This window comes from Nodularia harveyana UHCC-0300 (assembly GCF_034931085.1).
GTDB lineage: Bacteria > Cyanobacteriota > Cyanobacteriia > Cyanobacteriales > Nostocaceae > Nodularia > Nodularia harveyana.
The window spans coordinates 138,893-159,648 of record NZ_JAYGHG010000003.1 but is presented as its reverse complement, the minus strand read 5'-3'; the positions used below and the strand labels follow the sequence as shown (position 1 = coordinate 159,648).

Annotated in this window: 14 protein-coding genes; 6 read left to right on the top strand and 8 right to left on the bottom strand. The window is 39.5% G+C overall.

Annotated features, from left to right (window positions below; all coding sequences use genetic code 11):
* Window positions 1-77: 77 nt before the first annotated feature.
* A complete protein-coding gene (locus VB620_RS03435) occupies window positions 78-1,586 on the bottom strand; it encodes an LCP family protein (RefSeq protein ID WP_323194732.1) in 1,509 nt (502 codons plus the stop codon).
* A 116-nt stretch (window positions 1,587-1,702) separates the two neighbouring features.
* Here VB620_RS03435 and VB620_RS03430 point away from each other — a divergent pair, with 116 nt between their 5' ends.
* From VB620_RS03430 to VB620_RS03415, 4 genes are all read left to right on the top strand, one after another.
* Window positions 1,703-2,767 (top strand): mannose-1-phosphate guanylyltransferase, encoded by a 1,065-nt coding sequence (locus VB620_RS03430; protein ID WP_323194731.1) that lies wholly within the window; start codon window positions 1,703-1,705, stop codon window positions 2,765-2,767.
* 176 nt (window positions 2,768-2,943) lie between these two features.
* Window positions 2,944-4,590, top strand: coding sequence for an ABC1 kinase family protein (locus tag VB620_RS03425; protein WP_323194730.1), 1,647 nt, complete (start codon window positions 2,944-2,946; stop codon window positions 4,588-4,590).
* A gap of 106 nt (window positions 4,591-4,696) precedes the next feature.
* Window positions 4,697-5,677, top strand: a complete 981-nt coding sequence (locus VB620_RS03420; RefSeq protein WP_323194729.1) for an ABC transporter ATP-binding protein — start codon at window positions 4,697-4,699, stop codon at window positions 5,675-5,677.
* A gap of 33 nt (window positions 5,678-5,710) precedes the next feature.
* Entirely contained in the window at window positions 5,711-6,499 is a 789-nt protein-coding gene (locus tag VB620_RS03415; protein ID WP_323194728.1) for an ABC transporter permease, read from the top strand.
* A gap of 148 nt (window positions 6,500-6,647) precedes the next feature.
* Here the strand turns inward: VB620_RS03415 and menD are convergent, their stop codons facing one another.
* The gene (menD, locus tag VB620_RS03410; RefSeq protein WP_323194727.1) at window positions 6,648-8,414 is read right to left on the bottom strand and encodes a 2-succinyl-5-enolpyruvyl-6-hydroxy-3-cyclohexene-1-carboxylic-acid synthase; all 1,767 of its coding nucleotides are present in this window, start codon (window positions 8,412-8,414) and stop codon (window positions 6,648-6,650) included.
* A 58-nt stretch (window positions 8,415-8,472) separates the two neighbouring features.
* Complete coding sequence (locus VB620_RS03405; RefSeq protein WP_323194726.1) at window positions 8,473-9,882, bottom strand: isochorismate synthase; 1,410 nt, start codon at window positions 9,880-9,882, stop codon at window positions 8,473-8,475.
* A 426-nt stretch (window positions 9,883-10,308) separates the two neighbouring features.
* Here VB620_RS03405 and VB620_RS03400 point away from each other — a divergent pair, with 426 nt between their 5' ends.
* Window positions 10,309-14,007, top strand: a complete 3,699-nt coding sequence (locus tag VB620_RS03400; RefSeq protein ID WP_323194725.1) for an NACHT C-terminal alpha/beta 1 domain-containing protein — start codon at window positions 10,309-10,311, stop codon at window positions 14,005-14,007.
* A 164-nt stretch (window positions 14,008-14,171) separates the two neighbouring features.
* Here the strand turns inward: VB620_RS03400 and guaA are convergent, their stop codons facing one another.
* The 5 genes from guaA to VB620_RS03375 form a co-directional block, all read right to left on the bottom strand.
* The gene (guaA, locus tag VB620_RS03395; RefSeq protein WP_323194724.1) at window positions 14,172-15,791 is read right to left on the bottom strand and encodes a glutamine-hydrolyzing GMP synthase; all 1,620 of its coding nucleotides are present in this window, start codon (window positions 15,789-15,791) and stop codon (window positions 14,172-14,174) included.
* A 226-nt stretch (window positions 15,792-16,017) separates the two neighbouring features.
* Entirely contained in the window at window positions 16,018-17,133 is a 1,116-nt protein-coding gene (gene cbiD / locus VB620_RS03390) for a cobalt-precorrin-5B (C(1))-methyltransferase CbiD (RefSeq protein WP_323194723.1), read from the bottom strand.
* Between the two features lie 513 nt (window positions 17,134-17,646).
* Window positions 17,647-17,946, bottom strand: a complete 300-nt coding sequence (locus tag VB620_RS03385; RefSeq protein ID WP_323194722.1) for a DUF7734 family protein — start codon at window positions 17,944-17,946, stop codon at window positions 17,647-17,649.
* Between the two features lie 5 nt (window positions 17,947-17,951).
* Window positions 17,952-18,545 (bottom strand): DUF3177 family protein, encoded by a 594-nt coding sequence (locus VB620_RS03380; RefSeq protein ID WP_323194721.1) that lies wholly within the window; start codon window positions 18,543-18,545, stop codon window positions 17,952-17,954.
* 347 nt (window positions 18,546-18,892) lie between these two features.
* Entirely contained in the window at window positions 18,893-19,126 is a 234-nt protein-coding gene (locus VB620_RS03375; protein ID WP_323194720.1) for a Calvin cycle protein CP12, read from the bottom strand.
* A 374-nt stretch (window positions 19,127-19,500) separates the two neighbouring features.
* On the opposite strand from VB620_RS03375, the gene VB620_RS03370 reads away from it, so the two are divergent.
* Complete coding sequence (locus VB620_RS03370) at window positions 19,501-20,739, top strand: FIST signal transduction protein (RefSeq protein ID WP_323194719.1); 1,239 nt, start codon at window positions 19,501-19,503, stop codon at window positions 20,737-20,739.
* Window positions 20,740-20,756 lie beyond the last annotated feature (17 nt).

The following is a 20,756-nucleotide window of genomic DNA, read 5'->3' as shown; positions in this document are numbered from 1 at the left end:
ATTTCTTGATCACCAGCCAATGTCATTAGCGACTGTAAATGATTAATCACCAATGACCAATGACTAATGACCAATAACTATTTCCAATCTTGACCAATCCGAATTGTGAGATCAGATCCTAAATCTCCAGTTGCTGACACCCGAATCTGACCCAAACCAATAAGTTTATTTAGTTCCAGTCCGGTTTCCCAATTACCTTTCTGGACGATAATCTGAGTTTCCCTTTGAGTATCAGGCCAATTAGACACCCCATAAACATTAGTAAATCCTTTGTTTTTGAGATCCTTAATAACTTTTTCTGTTAATTCAGGTTGATTAGAAGCATTTTGAATAGCAATTGTCAGTTTATTAACAGGCCTTGAATCTCGATTCAAACCAGCTATATCAACCCCAACATAATTATTCAATAAACTTTGTTGTCCATTGAGATTTAGCCAGTAACTATTGGGATCTTGACTGAATCGGCTGAAACTACCCGGCAAAATGGTCATTTGGAAATTATCGCGTTCCAAATTAATAGAATAATTGACCAAAGCCATCATTTCCTCTATTTTGAGATTTGTATCAAAATATTTTCGCATCAAGCGAGTTAATTGGGGTAGTCTGGGTAACACCGTCGGACTATTGAGGCGTTGGAGTAAGGCTGTAATTAACACTTGCTGTCTTTGCACTCGTGGTAGATCCCCTAATCCTGGTTCACGAAAGCGAGCAAACATTTCGGCTTTTTCTCCGTCAAGAGTTTGCCATCCACTCACCAAATTAATCGACAACTGATTACTAGTGTTTTGAGATTGCATTTCTTGGGGTACAAACACATCAACCCCACCCAATTGGTCAACTAACTGCCTTAAACCACTAGTAGAAATCCGAACATAGCGATCAATCGGGGCATTATTCAAAGTCCGACTAACTACCCGTGCAGCCAAAACAGGCCCCCCTTGAGCATTAGCATCAGAGACCCTAGTCAATCCCTTTTCAGGGATAGCAATCATCGTATCCCTGGGAATTGACAATACCCGCATAGTTTTATTACTGGGATTTAGCCTCACCAACAACATGGTATCGCTAGTTCCAGCAAAACTTTCCGGTGAGCCATCCACACTACCAGAAACGGGATCAACTCCCATGATCAAGATATTCATGGGGCGTGATAGTTTATACTGGGAGATATTACCCCATAATTCTCCTGGTAATGGCACTTTCTGCTGATCTTGGCCAGAAAAGCCCAATTCTTCCTCTGTGCGCTCCAGATTACTCCAAAGTGGAGTCCACAGCGCCACAGTGGAGACCAGCAACCCAGAAAAAACTATGCCGATAACAGCTGTCAATATCCACAATAACCACCGAGGCATGGTCAAGCCTAATCGGTCGTAAAGCTCGTTGGGAATTGCACCCACAGACTCAACTACACCACGAGAAATAGTTCCTGGCTGATGAGGTACTATATTCAGGCTAGAGGCTGATTGCTGTTCAATTCCTAGCTCATTTTCTGCCCACGGTATTTGTTGAGGTCTTTCCTCTAATTCTAACTCCGGTAATTGTTGAGGTGTTACCTCATTTTCTGACCATTGAAATTGTTTAATCACAAATTATCTCCCCACTGAACCACTCCCTAAGGGTATATTGATCGCAGCCATCACTCTTGCCAAGGCAAAAGCTCACTGTACACTGATAGGGATCTGAGCTAGTTGTATGTGACAACATGAATAATTCACTGTTCCCTGTAATTCTTGCCGGTGGCAAAGGTGAGCGTTTTTGGCCCCTGAGTCGCAAAGACCGACCCAAACAATTTTTAAGCCTTGATGGTAGCGCTAGAAGTTTATTACAAACAACTGCCGATAGATTAGTAGCAGTTACCAGTGGTTGGAATCACCTTTGGGTGATTACTTCTAGTCAGATAGCCGCAGGTGTCAAACAACAACTACCTGAACTGCCATCTCAAAATTTATTAGTTGAGTCACAAGGACGAGATACTGCTGCTGCTGTTGCCTGGGCAAGCTTGGAAATTAAGAAACGTTACGGAGAAGATGCAATTATTGGCTTTTTTCCCTCTGACCACTGGATAGCTGACCAAGAAGCATTTCTACGCACCTTAGATGCTGCTACCCAGTTAGCGGCAAGCACCGAGGCGATCGTCACTTTGGGAATTAAGCCTACTTTCCCATCCACTGGTTACGGCTACATTGAGCAAGGCGAAAACATTGGTAGATTTAATGATTTGCCAGCCTATCACGTCAACCGCTTTACTGAAAAGCCCAACCGTGAAACAGCAGAAACTTTTTTATCAACGGGGCGTTTTAGCTGGAATAGTGGAATGTTCGTGTTTCGGGCTGGGGTCATTCTCAAGGAACTATATGCCCATGCACCAGAAATTATCGAACCCTTAGAACAACAAGGCCCTGATATATATCCTCAGTTGCTTAAACAGAGTATAGACTATGCACTGATGGAAAAAACAAATTTAGCATACGTCTTGCCAGTTGAATTTGGTTGGGATGATTTAGGAGACTGGAATGCATTGGAGCGGTTACTGAAAAAATCCGATAATCCCAATGTCGAACTTGCTACTCACGTGGGGTTAGATACCCAGGGGGCGATTGTTTATGCTACTGATTCAGAAGATGTAATTGTTACTATTGGTTTAGAGGATGTGGTGATTGTGCGCGATCGCAACGTTACCCTTGTGATCAATAAAGACCGTAGCCAAGAAATTAAGCAGATTCTCAAAACCCTCGCAGATGATCCCCGATTTACTGAACTGTTGTAACTGTTAAGCTTTAATAGTTAAAACCCAGAGCAGAGGTAAAAAATTTGTTGCCTCTATTATAACTGTAATATCTGTTTGAAGAACTAGGGACTAGGAGCTAGAGACTAAAGGAAACAGCAAATTCTTCTCCATTCCCTGCTTTCTCCCCCCCATACCGCATCTCCCCACTCCCTACAATGTTCCTCACCCAAACTGTTCCCCGTCAAAGAGAAATTATCGAAGTAGTCCTCCGTAATGGCTGGGAGTATATGCGAAGGCTGCTGACTGGTGGTAAAACCGACGAACCCCAGCTACCCACCCCGGCGGTTTTAAAGAATATCCTCGTGGATTTGGGACCAGTTTATGTCAAACTTGGTCAACTACTTTCTACCCGTCCCGACTTACTCAACGCCGCCTACATTGAGGAACTTTCCACCCTCCAAGACGAAGTACCACCAGTTCCCTGGTCAGAAGTAGAAGTATCCATCCGCAAGCAGCTAAAACGCCCCCTGGAAGAGACCTTCCGTGTCGTTAACCCGATCCCTGTAGCGGCGGGATCAATCGCCCAGACCCATCGCGCCACGTTAGTAGATGGGCGAGAAGTAGCTCTCAAAGTGCAACGTCCGGGAATTGATCTCACCGTGGCTCAAGATATCGCGCTCATTCAAGGTATCGCTGATTTAGTAGCGCGGACAGATTTTGGGCAAACCTACGAAATTAAATCCGTCGCTGAAGAATTTACCAAAGCCTTAGAAGACGAGTTAGATTTCACCCTAGAAGCAGGTTTTACAGACGAGTTGCGGGGGAATTTATCCCGTAGTCGCTGGTTTGATCCCACACAACTGGTAGTTGCAGAAATTGTCTGGGAATTAACTACCGAGAAGTTAATGGTGATGGAATGGCTGGATGGAGTCCCGTTGCTCTCAGCAAATTTGGTCAGCATTGAAAACGGTAAAAATGCTGAAACACAACGCCAAGAAATCACCACCTTACTATTCCGAGCTTTTTTTCAGCAACTATATATTGATGGCTTTTTTCACGCTGATCCCCATCCAGGAAATTTATTTTATCTCGCAGATGGTCGCATTGCCCTTTTAGATTGTGGCATGGTGGACAGACTTGATCCCCGCACCCAGCAGATATTAATAGAAATGCTTTTAGCTATCATTGATTTAGACGCGGGGCGATGCGCTCAATTAACCTTACAATTAGCAGATTCTTCTCAAACGGTCATTTTGTCCAGGCTGGAAAATGATTATGACAGAATGTTGCGGAAGTATCATAATGTCAACTTGGGTGAAATGAATTTCAGTCAAGTAATTTATGAAATTTTGCAACTCGCCCGTAATAATAAAATTCGCTTACCCAGCAATATGGGTTTGTACGCCAAGACCCTAGCTAACTTAGAAGGGGTAGCCCGTGGATTCAACCCAGAGGTCAATTTATTTGATGAAGTTCAGCCATTAATTACAGACTTGTTTCGGCGGCAATTATTAGGTAATAATCCAGTGCGATCGCTCCTCAGAACCGCCCTCGATATTAAAAGTCTGTCATTACAATCCCCCCGACAAATAGAACTGTTATTAGATCGAGTCACCTCCGAAACCTTACAGTGGAATCTCTCCCTCAAAGGTTTAGATGGAATGCGCCGCACCCTAGACGATGCCGCCAACCGATTATCCTTTAGCATCTTAGTAGGTTCCCTCATTATGGGAGCAGCCATTATTTCCACCAAAGCCCAAACCACCCAACTCTCCTTTTTAAGTACCATCCTATTTGCTGCTGCTAGTTTATTAGGTTTGTGGCTAGTCATAAGTATCTTGAGGTCTGGACGTTTAAAATAACCTCTTGCATAAATAATTTTCATCGGCGTTTATCGGCATTTAATTATTATTTCTTCAGCAACTTGGCCAAAAACTTCTCAGTGTGCATCTGTCATTCCCAAAATATATGTCCATCATCACCGTTGAAAATCTGTGTAAATTCTACCCAGTAGCCGTCAAAGAACCCGGCATAAAAGGCACACTCACCCACTTTTTTCGGCGTACCTACCGCCAAATTAAAGCAGTACAAAATGTTTCCTTTGAAATTGCACCCGGTGAAATAGTCGGTTTTCTAGGGCCAAATGGTGCTGGTAAAACCACCACACTCAAAATGCTCACAGGGCTAATTCATCCTTCTAGCGGCACAGTCAAAGTAGCTGGACACGTACCATTTCTACGCCAGGAAGCATTTTTACACAAAATTACCTTAGTAATGGGGCAGAAACAGCAATTACTCTGGGACTTACCCGCCCTCGACTCCTTAAAAATCAACGCTGCTGTTTACAACATCTCCAATAAAGAATTTCAAAAGCGTGTCGGGGAATTAACAGAAATGCTAACTCTAGAAGGAAAGCTTACCCAACCCATGCGGAAATTATCTTTAGGTGAACGCATGAAAGCCGAACTGCTAGCAGCACTGTTACACCATCCTCATGTATTATTTCTCGATGAACCCACACTAGGACTAGATGTTAATGCACAGGTGGCAGTGCGCGACTTTTTGCGAGAGTATAATCAGCGTTATCAAGCCACAGTATTATTAACTAGCCATTACATGGCTGATATCACTGCCTTATGTAAGCGTGTATTGTTAATTCACCAAGGAAAACTGATGTATGACGGCAGTTTAGATGGACTACTAGCCAACTTCGCTCCTTATCGAGAAATCCATATTGAGTTAGCCCAACCCCTACCCAGAGAAAAACTCGCGTTTTATGGTGATGTCCAACTTTTAGAAGGCAGTGCAGTTAGCTTTATCGTCCCGCAAGCAAACCTCACAACCACAGTATCTCAGATTTTGAATGATTTAGAAGTCATTGACTTAACAGTAACCGAACCACCTATAGAAGAAGTGATTGGCAGGGTTTTTCAGGCTGGAGTGGTTTAATTCGTAATTCGTAATTCGTAATTCGTAATTTAAGTGAAAAAAATTATTCGGAAAATCTTGACATTTCTTTCTGTTTACTATGCCTATATGGTTGAGTATCGGGCAGAATTGATTTTATGGGTTTTAGCTGGGGTTTTACCCATTATCTTAATGGGTGTCTGGATAGAGGCGGCGCAAGGAGGACAATTTGGTTTAACACCTGTAGATTTTGCCCGTTATTTCATCACCGTTTTCCTAGTCAGGCAAATGACAGTTGTTTGGCTAATTTGGGATTTTGAAAAGGAAATAGTAGAGGGTAAGCTATCATCCCGGTTATTACAGCCCATAGATCCAGTATGGCATCACGTCGCCTCTCATCTTTCTGAAAGAGTTGCCCGCATACCATTTATATTGCTATTAGCTTTCTTGTTTTTCATCCTCTATCCCCAGGCTATTTGGTTGCCAAATTTAGGGCAATTTTTATTGTTTGGGTTAGCGGTGACCTTAGCTTTTATTTTACGGTTTATCATTCAATATACCTTTGCGATGTTCGCCTTTTGGACAGAACGGGCTAGCGCTTTGGAAAGTTTATGGCTATTGTTTTATTTATTTTTGTCGGGTTTAATTGCGCCTTTAGATGTGTTTCCTGAGAATGTGCGAACAATAGTTATGTTTACCCCTTTTCCCTATTTAATTAATTTTCCCGTGAGTATTTTGGTGGGGCTACCGGTGGATTTATCACGGGGGTTTTTAGCGATTATGGGTTGGATATTCATATTTTTAGGTGCAAATCGTCTGCTGTGGCGTGCGGGACTAAAACGTTATTCGGGTATGGGTGCATAAAAAATACCCTCTACCCCCTGTTATTGGATAAAATATAGGCATATTTTTTAGCTAATTGCCATTGGATTTGAGTTTTCACTGAGGATTTTTAATCTTCAGTAATAAGTTAGAAAACATTGCTGATAGCTCTTTACAATATCTCTAAAGTTTACATAATAGAATTTTGTAAATCTGTAACAATTTTTTGTTGTAATTCTTGATGTAAATCATAATTTGCATCCCGGTCAGTTTCTACTTCAATTACAGCAGGTCTTTGATTATTAATTGCCTCTTGGTAAGCAAACATAAATGCCTCATTTGTATCAGGAGCATAATAGTCAATACCGAACATTTGAGCAGAATATCGGAATTTAATTGCATGAGGAACACCAAAATACTGCTCAAAGACATCTTGAAAGTTAGCAATTGGTAAAAAGGAAAATATACCTCCTCCATTATTATTAATAATAACTATAATTAGAGGCTGAGAAATAGATTTGAGTAGTGCAAGTGAGTTCAAATCATATAAAAATGATAAATCTCCAATTAGCAAAGTAACGGGTGAGTTTAAACCTGCTGCAAAACCCATAGCTGAAGCTATAGTACCTTCGATACCACTTGTACCTCGATTTGCTGCTACTACTATTGTTGAACTCTCTGCTGCTGCATACATATCCATATCTCGAATAGGCATACTGTTAGCTAAAAATAGACCATTATTTTGAGGAATATAACGGGAAATCATTCGAGCTACAGCAGGTTCACTAATTTCCTGGCGGGAAAACAAAAAATTATCAATACTCTGGTTGACTAATTGAGATTTCTGCTTTAATTTCTTCACCCAATCAGAATTAATATTTATGTCAATATGAGGTACTAACAAATTACAAACTTCAGATATTTTAGCATCAATACGCAGAGAAACTGTATGTTCTGGGTCATCGCGTAAATCATGATCTATTACGACAATATGGTTAGAGAATTGATGCTTATGAAGCAATTGTAAAAATCTTTTAGATGTGAGAAAGTTACCAAATTGTAAAATAGTTTCTAAAGGCTGTTCTTTATTTATAATATTCGTCAATAATAACTGATCATAATAATTAATTATCTGAGGAATTGAGTTAGTTAAACGTAGTCCTGACTGAATATCTGTAAACACAGGCCAGTTTAATTTAATCGCCAATTGTGTTATTGCTTGAATATCAGCCTGATTATTTAACCGTCCTACGACAATAATTCCCCGGTTTGTATGATTAATAATTTCTGCTAATTGATTAATACTGGTAGTATCAGGTAGGCAAATTGAATGTGTATATTTAGTATATGGTTTTTGCTGTTCTTGCCAATTATTTAAAGAAGCCAAGTACATCTGATCAATATCTGCATTAATAGGAGCTAAGGGTTCACGGAACATACAATTGATATGTACAGCCCCAGCAGGTGATTTTTGTGATTGATAAATTGCCTGATTGATGGTTGTTAAAACCATTTGCGGGAGAATATTTTGGTCTGGGCAAGGCAGGTTAAATTGCCATTTTGTATAATTACCATATAAATTAAATTGTTGAATAGTTTGATTAGCTCCTGTTTGATGTAATTCAGGAGGACGATCTGCTGATAATATAATCATTGGCACTGTATCTGTTGAGGCTTCAATTACAGCAGGAAAGTAATTTGCAGATGCAGTTCCAGAGGTAGATATTAGCACTGCGGGTTTCCCTTTAGCTCGCGCATAACCAATTGCATGAAAAGCTGCACTACGTTCGTCAACAAAAACTATATTTTTAGCACCAGGATGACGGGCAACTGCTACAGTTAATGGTGTAGAACGAGAACCTATAGAAATTATAAAATAATTAATATTATTTCTAATTAATTCTTCAACAATTAGAGAAGCCCATAGAGTATTAAGGTTAGATATATCTATAGTCATAGTTTCTAATGAACTTTGGCGATAATTTTTGATAAAAGAATCCAGTAGGATTATTTAACTATTGTTTATCCTTTGATAAACAGTCAATCATGTGAATAAAAGTTCCCAGTTTATTTTCTATTTCTTGCCATTCAGCTTCCGGTTGAGAACCTTCGACAATACCAGATCCAGAAAACAGAGAAAGCTGATTATTTTGTACTAAACCAGAACGGATAGCCACAGCAAATTCAGCAGAATTATGACCTATCGAACCTACAGGGGCTGCATACCAACCTCTGTCAAATGGCTCTAGTTCATTGATTGCCATTAATGCTTGCTCTCTAGGATAACCTCCGACTGCTGGTGTAGGATTTAACTGTGGTAGAATCTCTACATCAGAAAAATCTTCTAATAAAATACCATTACAAGGTGTATATAGATGTTGAACTTTATTCAACTTTAGAAGCACTGGATCTCTTGGTTTTCCTATGGAATGGCACAGCTGGTGAAGGACTTTTCTTAGGGTGTGAATTACCAGCTGATGTTCTCTGATATCTTTTTCTGATGTGAGTAGTTCTTGACTTAAATTTTGGTCTTCTTCTAAAGAATTACCGCGAGGACGAGTACCAGCTAGGGCTTCGGTCTGTAATAATCTTTCTGTACGGTTATATAGGCGCTCTGGTGAAGCACCAATAAAGGCGTTACCTAAACTAGGTTGAAAACAAAAATGAAAGAGGTGAGGATTATTTTTTTTGAGAAATAACAACAAGTTCAGAGGTTCTATTTTATCGTTAAATTCAAATATAGATTTCCGAGCAAGAACAATTTTTGTCGTGTCTCCCTGAGTAAAAGAAGTCAATGCTGCGTTAACATTTCGATTCCAGTCGCTCTGATTAGGTAAATTAGTTCTGCTAATAAGTGTGGGTAAAGAGATGGGATGAGAAGGTTGATCAAAAACTAGATTTTTCAGTTCAGATAAAAGCTGATTTAGCTGTAAACGGTAATTTTGTGAATCTTTGAGCAGGAAATTACAGGCTAAATAAGTTTCATCCTTTTCAGCATAAATTTCAAATTTGGGGACGACAAATCTATAATTACCAAATTGCTGCCAATTTTGCTCTCTTTGTCGGTTTTGATTAAAACTAATACCGCCATAATAGCGGAGGTTTTTGTATGATGAGGAAAGGCGGCTCTTTAATTTAGGAAAAAATTTAGAATATTCAATTGAGTTTTGACCAAATTCAACGTCTGCTTCTCCTACACCAGCCATTTCAAATCTATGTTCTCGATCTGACCAGTAAGTTTTACTACTATTTTGCTGTTGCAGTAGCCATTGCAGAGGTTCTATATTATTATCTATTTTTACTTCGATACGAATAATTTTGTGATGATTTATTGATGATGTTATGATGCTTTTGCTAATTTTTTTGATTTTTTGGGATAATTGAATTTGATACTTACTATAACCTTTATCATGGCTGTATATCATTGCTAACTTTTTAGCAAACTGTTTTTTATTACTTTACAATTCAAGAAGTATATCATATTTGGTGACTTTTGCTTGATTGAATAATCTGAATGTAGCTCTAGGCTAGGGGAGCGGAAATCGAACAAATACGGCGATGAAACCATGATATTTGTCGCAGAGTATTGATTAGGGGTTCCAGGGTAGGTTGATATAATTTGCTACATTGTGGACTTGACAAATCACACAAAACAAGCATAAGAATTCAGGTAAGAAATGCCCTGAACAAGAGAAATTAGAAAACTTCAATGCCGTTGTCACTAATATTACTTATGTATAGGGAAATTAAGGGAAGATATTAAATTCTTTATCTTCCTTTATCTCCACTTCCCAATAAGCAATCAGGTTGACTAAAGTATTGATAGTTGTAACGAAGTTAACTGTGTACCTATGAATAGTCAACGTAACCGTGGTATTGCTATCAAACCTGAAGGTAGAGATTTGATTGAGAAGAAAAGGGGAGAAAAAGGTTACTCTCTTAAGAAATTGGCAGAACTGGCTGAAATAGATATTAAGACTCTCAATACTCTTTTGAGAGGAGAACCAAAAGATAGAAATACTATCGAAGCTATAGCAAAAGCTTTGGAAATATCACCGACAGATATTGTTGATGCTGATGAGTGGTTTTCTCAATCTGTAAATACCACTCAAAAACAAGAAGATGTTAACTGGCTGGAAGTTAGTCACACCGTCCTAAATGAGCAGCAGATTAGAAGAAAAGCCTCTGCAATGGGATTTGAGGTAAATGTTCATGTTCCACTGGGTTTGGTACAACGAAAACAGCAACAAAGACGAGATGAGAGTGTTCCTAGAGAACAAGTTTATCAGCTAGACGAGGAATTTATCACCAAAACCTATGAACATAAGGATTTTCTGCAACAGGTCATCAGTCAAAATTCTGGGGATAAAAACAAGAACATTGCAATAGTGGGAGAACCGGGAGCAGGTAAAACTACTTTATTAAATGCTATTGCATCACACATCAAAGAAGAAAATAAAGACCTAGTGATTGTGATTTCTCTTGCTAATTTGCAAGGTATGAAATTAGACGAATATATACTCACAAAGTGGCTACCTCATGCAATGGGATTATCTGGGAGAAATTCCACTCCAGAAATAGAAAATCAGCTAATAAACCGTTTTTATGCAGGTAATGTTTGGTTGCTGTTAGATGGTGTAGATGAAATGGGGGAATCTTCATCTATAAAAGCATTAAATAAAATTTCTCAAGCCTTGACAGTTTGGGTAGGACAAGCGCGGGTAGTTTTGACTTGTCGATTAAATGTTTGGGATGCAAGTTTAAATAATAATATATTACCTGAGTTTGATACCTATAAAATTCAGGAATTTACGCCTCAACAAGTTGATGAATTTATTGAAGAATGGTTTAAATATGCAAATAATATGCCACGTGGCTATGAACTAAAGGCAGAATTAGATTTAAGAGAACGATTTAAACTGAATATTAGAGCATTAGTTGCCAATCCTCTAATGTTATCTATTTTATGTGAAATTTATCAAAATAGGCATGGAGAATTACCAGAAACCAAAACAGAAATATTCCATTTATACCTACAGCATTTTTATGATTGGAAACCTGAGTGCATTACTAAAGATTTAACTTACACCTTAAGAAAACAATTACACGAAGCTTTAGGTAGATTAGCTTTAGCAGGAATTGACAGCAAGTATAGATTTCAACTACCTGAGAGTTTAGCAGTTGATGTGATGACTCAGGAATTATTTAATTTAGCTTGTGAGTTAGGTTGGTTGAATCCGGTAAATATAAATGAAAAGGTTTATGCTTTCCTTCATCCTAATTTTCAGGAATATTTTGCAGCTTTGGCTATTGATTATGGGCATTATTTTTTAAATCATGTTCCTGATAACCCAGAAGACGGAACATATCGCATTTTTGACCCGCAGTGGAAGGAAGTAATTATGTTTTGGATGGAAAAAATGAAAACAGATGATTTACATAAAAAAGAAGAATTTAAGAAGTATGTCCATAACTTTCAAGATAATTGTTGGGGTATATATAAACAAAAGGCAAGTGATGTAATCTGTCCTATAGACAAAATGGCATTTGAGATGCACAAAGAGAATGATAGTTTATTTAAATCCTTGAAAGAAGAAAACTTTAATACTTCAAATACTAGCTTAAATTCGGAACAGGGAGCAGATAGCACTTTAGAGATTGAAAAAGAACCTATTAGTCTACTACCTGAATCTGATATTGACTCTAGTAAAAAAATGTCAGAATTAATCAATTTGCTAGATACTCGAGATATAGATACCCAGAAAATTGCAGCAAAAAAAATAGCTGACTGTATTACTCACACGAATAAAAACGTTCAAGATTCTGATGGATACACATCTCCGGTTGAAAATATTATTCAGACATTACTCACGGGGCTAGAGTATCCGCATTATCAGAGTAAATATGAAATTATTAGTATCTTGTTTGATATTGACTCTAGTGAAGTATTTTTACGATTGCTAGATAGTCAGGATAGAGATATCCGCCTATGTGCTGCTATCAGATTGGGTGAGCTTGAACCTAACAATAAAAAGTCCATCGAAACTATCATTGATATGATGGAAAGTACATATCCTGATGAAAAATATGATCCTGATGAAGACTATGATTTAGATTGCAATATTTTTTACAAAATTGTCTGGGCTATTAATAAACTGAGAAAGATACAAAATTATGATTATTCTCAGTTAATTGAAAATGCCATCGATAATATCAATACTAATCAACATTGGTATATTCGGATTTATCTCTTTGAAATGTTACGGGAAATAGGTATTGATAGTCCTCAGTTTATCGAATTACTCAAGCAATTAATATCATCGGATGATAATCGCTATGTGCGCGCAAAAGCAGCTTATACATTGGGTAGGATTGAAAGAGGTAATCAAACGGTCATTAATACCTTAGAAAAATTGCTTATTGAGATGAGAGATGAAATTCTAGATTTTTCGTGTAGTGTAACCCCTAGTGATTTGTCTCAGAAGTTTGCAGTAGAGATTGCTTCTAATTTATTAAAACTAGACTCTAGTAATTCAACTGCTTTACAAAGTTTATTATATTTGATTTGTGGTTCTAAATATTTGGACTTTGGCTTAGAGTGTCTTTTGGATTCTTTAGAAGAGAATATAGATGCTTTGCTCAAATTATCTGGTGATGAAATAGTGATAGTTAATAAATCAACGGATAATTTTTGGTTTTTGTGGACATTGAATTTTCCCGATAATATTCAAATAATAAGTGTTACATCTTTTTCTAAAATTCACAGAGGTAAACGGGAAGTATTGCTCAAAAATGCCAATAGTTATATACCCTTTGTTAAGGAAATATTTAAAGAGAATTTTGCTAGTTGTTATCAACATTTCTCTAGATGGTTTGAAGAAGATAAAAAATGGCAAAAAATCTTATCGCAATGGCGGGATCAAAAGAAGAAACAAAATCCAAAAAATTCATCTATGAATGGTTTTGAGGGAGAGCAAAAATTCATTCAAGATAATCGACCAACCAGTTCAATAGCTTATGAAATTTGTAGAGAATTTCTTGTTTGCTGCGCCGAAAATATGACTTATCCCGAATTTTACCGCGCTTGGCATGGTGAACTATCCCCAATTAAAAATTTAGAAAGCCAATTTACAGATACTGATTCCCTCCTGACTCAACTCCAACCCACAGATAAAACCTATCCCCTTATTCTCAACCTCCAAACACTCCAAGGCGAAACAGATATCAGCGCCATATCTCAAGAAATCTGTAACCAAATTTATTTCACCGCTTTTACCAAACTTACAGAAATTCCCTCAGTCAACAACGCACCTCAACTAAAACGAATTATTCCCGAAATTACAAACCGTCTGCAAACAGAAAAACTAGCTTTAATTATCAAGAACTGCGAACCAAATCAAGAAATTGTGACTTTCTGTAAGAATCTAACAGATGTGTTAGATATTGCTTTTATCACTGACCAACCATTAGATGCACCATTGAAAGGTTTTCCACAAAATCAGTCAAATTTACTCAGTGCTATTCAAAACTGGATTAATGAGATTGAATAAAAATTAAGATGACAGGGTTTTGGTGGGTTACGCTGTCGTATGACCCCAGGGCTATACCCACCCTACGGTGGCTTTTAGGGAAACGGAAAAGTGGAGAATAACAGAAAAAATGGACACTGATAAATTATCTGTGTCCATCTATGGTTGATTAAATTAGGGAAAAATTATTCCCATTCTATGGTTCCAGGAGGCTTAGAGGTAATATCATAAACCACACGGTTCACACCTTTGACTTCATTGACAATGCGGTTGGAAATATCTTCCAAAACATCGTAAGGTATCCGCGCCCAGTCAGCAGTCATACCGTCTTCACTGGTGACTATACGCAGGACAATGGGGTAAGCATAGGTACGTTTGTCGCCCATTACGCCGACACTGCGAACGGGTAATAATACGGCGAATGCTTGCCAAACTTCGTGATATAAACCACGTTTGTTAATTTCTTGGCGGACTATTAAATCAGCATCACGTAAAATGTTCAACCGTTCGGCGGTGACTTCCCCTAAGATGCGAATGGCTAAACCGGGGCCGGGGAAGGGTTGGCGTTGGACTATTTCTTCTGGTAAACCGATCGCACGCCCGACTTTACGGACTTCATCTTTAAACAGTTTCCGCAATGGTTCCACTAGTTTAAACCGCAGGTCTTTGGGTAAACCACCAACGTTATGATGACTTTTGATTTTGACTGCTACCCGTTCGCCTGTTTGGGGATCGACGTTGGTATCAGCAGATTCGATGACATCGGGATAGAGTGTACCTTGTGCTAAGTAGTCAAAGTGTCCCAGGCGTTTGGATGTTTCTTCAAATACCTGAATAAATTCATGTCCGATACGGCGGCGTTTTTCTTCGGGATCTGTGACTCCTTCAATCATATTCAGGAAGCGATCGCGCGCCATGACATACTCTACAGGAATATGAAACTGTTCTTTAAATAGCTTCAGTAACCTTTCTGGCTCTAATTTCCGCATAAAGCCTTGGTCAATAAACACACAGGTTAACTGCTCCCCAATGGCTTTGTACAGTAAAAAGGCCAGGGTGGAAGAATCTACACCCCCAGATAAAGCTAACAGTACCCGCTTATCTCCAACTCTGGCGCGAATTTCCCGAATTGATTCTTCTACAAACGCCTCGGTTGTCCAGGTGGGTTCACAATCGCAGATATGATAAACAAAGTTACGGATTAATGGTAAACCGCCGAGAGAATGGACTACTTCGGGATGGAACTGTACTCCATAAAGTTTCTTCTCGTGGTCGGCAATGGCGGCACAGGGTGTATTATCTGTGTGGGCTAATAATTCAAATCCTGGTGGCATTTTGGTGACTGAATCTCCGTGACTCATCCACATGGTGGTGCCATCTTCGACGTTAGTTAGCAAGTCTGTGGGGTCATTTATATATAATGATGCTTTGCCATATTCACCGCGTTCGGCTTTTTCCACTTCCCCATCAAGTTGCTTAACCATCAACTGCATTCCGTAGCAAACACCTAAAACGGGTATGCCTAAATTCCAGATTTCTGGGTCACAGTGAGGAGCGTAATCAGCATAAACTGAGTTGGGGCCACCAGAGAGAATGATGCCTTTGGGATTTAGCTGGCGTAACTGCTCAGATGTGGTGCGATAGGAGAGAACTTCTGAGTATACTTGAGTTTCTCTGATCCGACGGGCAATGAGTTCTGAATATTGTGAACCGAAGTCTAAAATGACAATGATTTGTCGATCTAGTAGCCCCAAATTATCTATTTGAGACCCTTGTTCGGTCTGTAGAGTCACCGATGTATTCATGATGGGGGGTTGTAGATGTAAGGTAGATGGTTGATCTGTGGTCTAAACTAGATACGGCTTACCGCCTGGTTTAGCTGGTAGATAGTTGAGTGGATTGCTCACAAACACTAGGTAGAAAGCGTTTCTTAGCCTATGTTTATGGCATGGTGTTAAAAAGAATGACTTAACTGAGATTGAGTACTGAGAAAAATATTTATTTGGATTATTTATGATTATTCATAATAAATTAACACAATTTTTCGCTGAAGATACAACCGATTTTGCTCTTGACGATAATTTGGCGATCGCGGTCGAAGAGAATTGAGCCGCAAACAGTGGTATCTTTACCTCTATTGCTATGGCTTTGAATGTATTCTAAAGAACGTGTATCAATAGCTTGGGCGATCGCACTATAAACCTGATTTACCCAATCACTACCTGTAGCAGCATCTAAATCCCTTAAATATGTTAAAGCTGCTTCAGCTGTGGGACTATCAAATACAGCTTGTATATCTTCTGACTTCAAACCCAATAAAGCGCAATGGGTTGCTAAAACCTCCCGACGACCATCAGCCAAATGATGGTGAGTATGGAAAATCCCCCCGGCTAATTTGATCAATTTACCGTGATAGCCAAATAATAAGATTTCTTTAACCCCCAATAAATCAGCCTCCACTAACAATGGTCCGAGCCAGTTAGCCGTTTTTACCAGTTGTTCGGGATTAATACCGAGTTTTCGCGCCAAATCTAGACCATTTTCGCCAATGCAAAATACCAAAGTTTCAAACCGACTGGCTTTGTCTTGTAATTCTCTGCGAAAAGTAGCTAATTGATCTGGTGTACTTAAAGGTTGAGAAATCCCAGTCGTTCCTAACAGCGAAAGTCCTTCCACCACACCAAAAGCGGAATTAGAGGTGCGAACAGCAAGCGATCGCCCTTCAGGTAAAATAATATTCACCGTAATCTTCTCATCAGGCGCTAACATCCGACAGAGATTTTCTTGTATGAGCCTGTGAGCATAAGCATAAATCGCCGGTTGATTTCCAGCATTTAGCTGTTTACCAATACCTTCCCCACCTTGAATAATCACCCGTTCCCCATCTCCTTTCCGCCATTCCACAACCGCCCAAATCGGAGTATTTCTCGTCAAATCTAGATTATCACCCGGTTCACTACGGGTAATTGCCAAAGCCATATTTTCAGATAGTCCTGCTACCTGTTCAATGGGGATTTCTGCGATTTGTGCTGGTGAAATCAAGTCTAGTGAAACAGACGTGAGAGGTTGACGAAGGCGTAACCAGTGTAAAGCCGCCATAGCCGCAGCACAGGCAAAAACTGGGAGAGTGTATCCAGAACGGGACATGAGGGAGTGTGGGAGGTGTGGGAGGTGTGGGGAGTGTGGGGAGTGTCGGAGGTGTGAGGAGTTTGACACTCCCCGCGATAAATCGCCGGGGATTCTTGGTTCAACGAAACCACTTAATCTAGAGTCCTTGCGTCATCTAAACCAGAGGTGGGATTCTCCCCAAGCGTTAATTCGGGTATGCCCTACCCTATTTGCATTAGCAAGTCCTGTTTGGTTTGAAACAATTTGTTTTAAAATTCTGATTCGTCTAGCCCCTATGAATCTTTTACCCACTGCTAGGAGGAAACTAGAATAATGCAGTAGAACAGCATAGATTCAATTATCAAGGTTCAGTATTGTGTCTTTCGACAGCTAGGTTTTTTAAGTGGTTGATTACCTTTCCACTACAACTACTATAGCAGCATCTTAGCGCATTAACCAATTAAAAGCCGTCGTAGAACGACGGGGCTTTCAACCCAATTTTTTGGTAAGATTATTACTTCCCAATCTCTAATGACTAATGACTAATGACCATTAAACACCAACTTCCGAGAGTAAAACTTCCATAGCTTCCCCAGAAATTGCTGTTTGAATATAGTCGGGAGATTCAGGATTATAAGGACTTCTTATCCGATCCACACTCAGAATTATGGCTTCATCGGGGATGACTTGTACATCTGGGTCAAATGCAGTTGAACGCATCAAGGAACTAGAGAAACCTTTGAAAATGGCAACTTTATCTTGCTTATCAGCAATTTGCACTGTTACCAATAATACTTCTTGTGGGCGTTTGGAGGTGTATTGTTCCAAGCGCTTACCAATGGAATGATTCATTTTTACTACTGTGGTGCAGCCGAACGTCCCTGTTTAGCAAGCTTCACCAGGACAAAGTAAGTTAAGTAAACTATATAAATTATTAAACTAACTATACCCAGAAAGCCCAGAAAAGTCGGTGTGCTATTGTAATGAAAATATTGTTTAAAGAGTAACGGTGCTTGTAGCCAAACTTGACAATAAGGAGATTTGAAGGCGGTTTCGGAAACACCACACCCCAAAAAAGGAACCAGAGCTATTGCACCTAAAATAGAATAAACACTGACACCCCAACGCCAAGAGGTAAAAACTAGTTTCAAAGGGGTATTTGCTTGATAATCAATTTCATCATTGATATCCACCCAAAACCACAGTGAAATGGGAATCAGGATACGTCCCATCCAGGCTGAGATAAAGCCGACTGGGTACTGAGCAATCATTAAATAAATCGTGATTGCGAGCAGACTTGATACTCGCCAGTAAATAGTTAATAGGCGTTGCATTCCTTCGGCTTTTTGCACAAATGCCCAAATTAGCAGAACTAGAGGTATAAATACTAAAAATAACAGTGCCAGTCGATAGTCAATCCAGACAAACTGGCGAAACCAAACTTCATTCATAATTTTTTCTGAGATTAGTAATAATAAATTTTAATCAGTTATCTTCAGATTTGCTTAATTTCTAGTAAAAAAACAAGCAACCGACACATCTTGAACTTAAATATCTTGGATTAGCCTACAGCACAATCGAGAGATTTAAGGAACTTGCCAGAAAATTATGACCTAGTAAGTTCAAAAAAACCGATTTTCATCGTCTTGGGGATTTCATCTTGAGGATCTATAGACCCCCAATAGAAATCTTTAAGACTTACCCATTTGATCTAGGGTTTGCACTAAGGTACAAGATATCAGTAAGTAGATTCTAGTTGCTTGCTGATGCGGCAAAAATAAACTTACCGACTTACTTTTTAGTCTTCGTAAACACGGCACTCTACTGCTTCTGGGTTATCATCACAGTACTGTTCTAGGGAATTTTTTGGCTTCTTATTACGCTGGTGGGAGGCTTCAGCTTGCAGTTCTTCTACTGCATCCCAAGCCGCCGCACACTCAGCAGAGTCTTTACCTGAAATGTCACAGACAGCACGAGCTTGCTCTACTTCTGACTCAATTGTTTCTTGGATTTGTTCTTTGGTATCGCTCATAATTTAATCTCTTTGTGTGGTTTCCGTACCAGTATAGAAAAACTCTAAGAATGGCATCTTTTTGTTCTATCGTTAACCATTCTAACCACTTAGCTGTTACATTGAGTATTTTAGCTTATTGATTATTTAATGTGAAAGATTTTGTAGTATCCGTACTATGAAAGTATAATCATACAATACATTTAGTGTATGTAGTAGGGGCAACAATCAAATACTACTCACTTGTTTTCTCTCCACAGCTATGGCTATGATGGCATGAAAATGACAACAATAAGTAGACAAAAATCAAAACTACTCACCACTGAACGGAGTATCGTTTCAGTGGGAGGCTTGGGGCGGAAAAGCTAAACTAAGAAAAAATCAGCCGGAAATTCATGGCAGAGCAAATGCAGTGGGCGAATGCCCTATCAACCCGTCCTTCTTTAGAAGCAGCTGTTACAGATGTAGTAGAACAGGCTGTGTCGTCGTTAGCAGCACCTGCGGATTTAGGGCTGGTATTTATTTCTTCTGCTTTTGCAAGTGAGTATTCTCGGCTTTTACCTTTGCTAGCAGAAAAACTTTCAGTACCTATAATGATTGGCTGTAGTGGTGTGGGGGTAATTGGGACTACAGCTAGTGGGGAACCTCAAGAATTGGAGTCAGAACCTGCTATTAGCCTGACACTGGGTCATTTACCGGGGGTGAATCTGCAAGTTTTCCATCTGATGGCAGAGGAATTACCTGATTTGGATAGTTCACCAGATGCTTGGATAGATGTGATTGGTGTGGAACCATCTCCAGGGACGCAATTTATTTTGCTATCTAGTGCGTTTTCTTCCAGGATTAATGATTTATTGCAGGGGTTGGATTTTGCTTATCCTGGTTCTGTAACTATTGGCGGTCAGGCTAGTTCTGGGGGTTCAAGCAGTCAGATAGCTCTGTTTTGTCATGATGAGTCTCAGGGAGTGCAACCAGGCTTATATCGTCAGGGAACGGTAGGGTTAGCATTGAGTGGGAATGTTGTTTTAGAAACTATTGTGGCTCAAGGATGCAGACCGATTGGGGAGCCGATGCAAGTGACAAAAGCGGAACGTAATATCATTTTGGAACTAGATGAAAAAGTGCCGCTAGTGGTGTTACGAGATTTGATTAGTAGCCTGAGTGAAAAAGAGCGGGTGCTAGCACAGCAGTCTCTGTTTGTGGGGATAGTTATGGATCAATTTAAACTTTCGTTACAGCAGGGAGATTTTTTGATTCGCAGCATCTTGGGGGTAGATCCTTCTGTGGGGGCGATCGCCATTGGTGATATTATTCGTCCTGGTCAACGTCTACAATTCCAACTGCGTGATGCGGAAGCTTCGGCCGAAGACCTAGAATTACTCCTAGAAAGGTATCAGCAGCAACAACTTTCCCAACCTTCTGCAACTGCTGCTTTGATGTTTTCCTGTGTCGGTCGTGGTCAAGGTCTTTACGGTAAGTCCAATTTTGATTCGGAGTTATTCCGGCGTTACATTCACGATGTACCCATAGCTGGTTTTTTCTGTAATGGCGAAATCGGCCCTGTGAGTGGGAGTACCTTTGTACATGGCTATACTTCAGTTTTCGGCATTTGTCGCCAATTGACTGCTGATTGAATTACAAGCTCAGTATT

Bases quoted from the DNA above. Each gene is read 5' to 3' on its own strand.
- guaA (WP_323194724.1), bottom strand. From the start codon at position 15,791: ATGAATACATCGGTGACTCTACAGACCGAACAAGGGTCTCAAATAGAT.
- VB620_RS03380 (WP_323194721.1), bottom strand. From the start codon at position 18,545: ATGAATGAAGTTTGGTTTCGCCAGTTTGTCTGGATTGACTATCGACTG.
- VB620_RS03430 (WP_323194731.1), top strand. From the start codon at position 1,703: ATGAATAATTCACTGTTCCCTGTAATTCTTGCCGGTGGCAAAGGTGAG.
- VB620_RS03375 (WP_323194720.1), bottom strand. From the start codon at position 19,126: ATGAGCGATACCAAAGAACAAATCCAAGAAACAATTGAGTCAGAAGTA.
- VB620_RS03400 (WP_323194725.1), top strand. From the start codon at position 10,309: ATGAATAGTCAACGTAACCGTGGTATTGCTATCAAACCTGAAGGTAGA.
- VB620_RS03405 (WP_323194726.1), bottom strand. From the start codon at position 9,882: ATGATATACAGCCATGATAAAGGTTATAGTAAGTATCAAATTCAATTA.
- cbiD (WP_323194723.1), bottom strand. From the start codon at position 17,133: ATGTCCCGTTCTGGATACACTCTCCCAGTTTTTGCCTGTGCTGCGGCT.
- VB620_RS03370 (WP_323194719.1), top strand. From the start codon at position 19,501: ATGGCAGAGCAAATGCAGTGGGCGAATGCCCTATCAACCCGTCCTTCT.
- VB620_RS03420 (WP_323194729.1), top strand. From the start codon at position 4,697: ATGTCCATCATCACCGTTGAAAATCTGTGTAAATTCTACCCAGTAGCC.
- VB620_RS03425 (WP_323194730.1), top strand. From the start codon at position 2,944: ATGTTCCTCACCCAAACTGTTCCCCGTCAAAGAGAAATTATCGAAGTA.
- VB620_RS03385 (WP_323194722.1), bottom strand. From the start codon at position 17,946: ATGAATCATTCCATTGGTAAGCGCTTGGAACAATACACCTCCAAACGC.
- menD (WP_323194727.1), bottom strand. From the start codon at position 8,414: ATGACTATAGATATATCTAACCTTAATACTCTATGGGCTTCTCTAATT.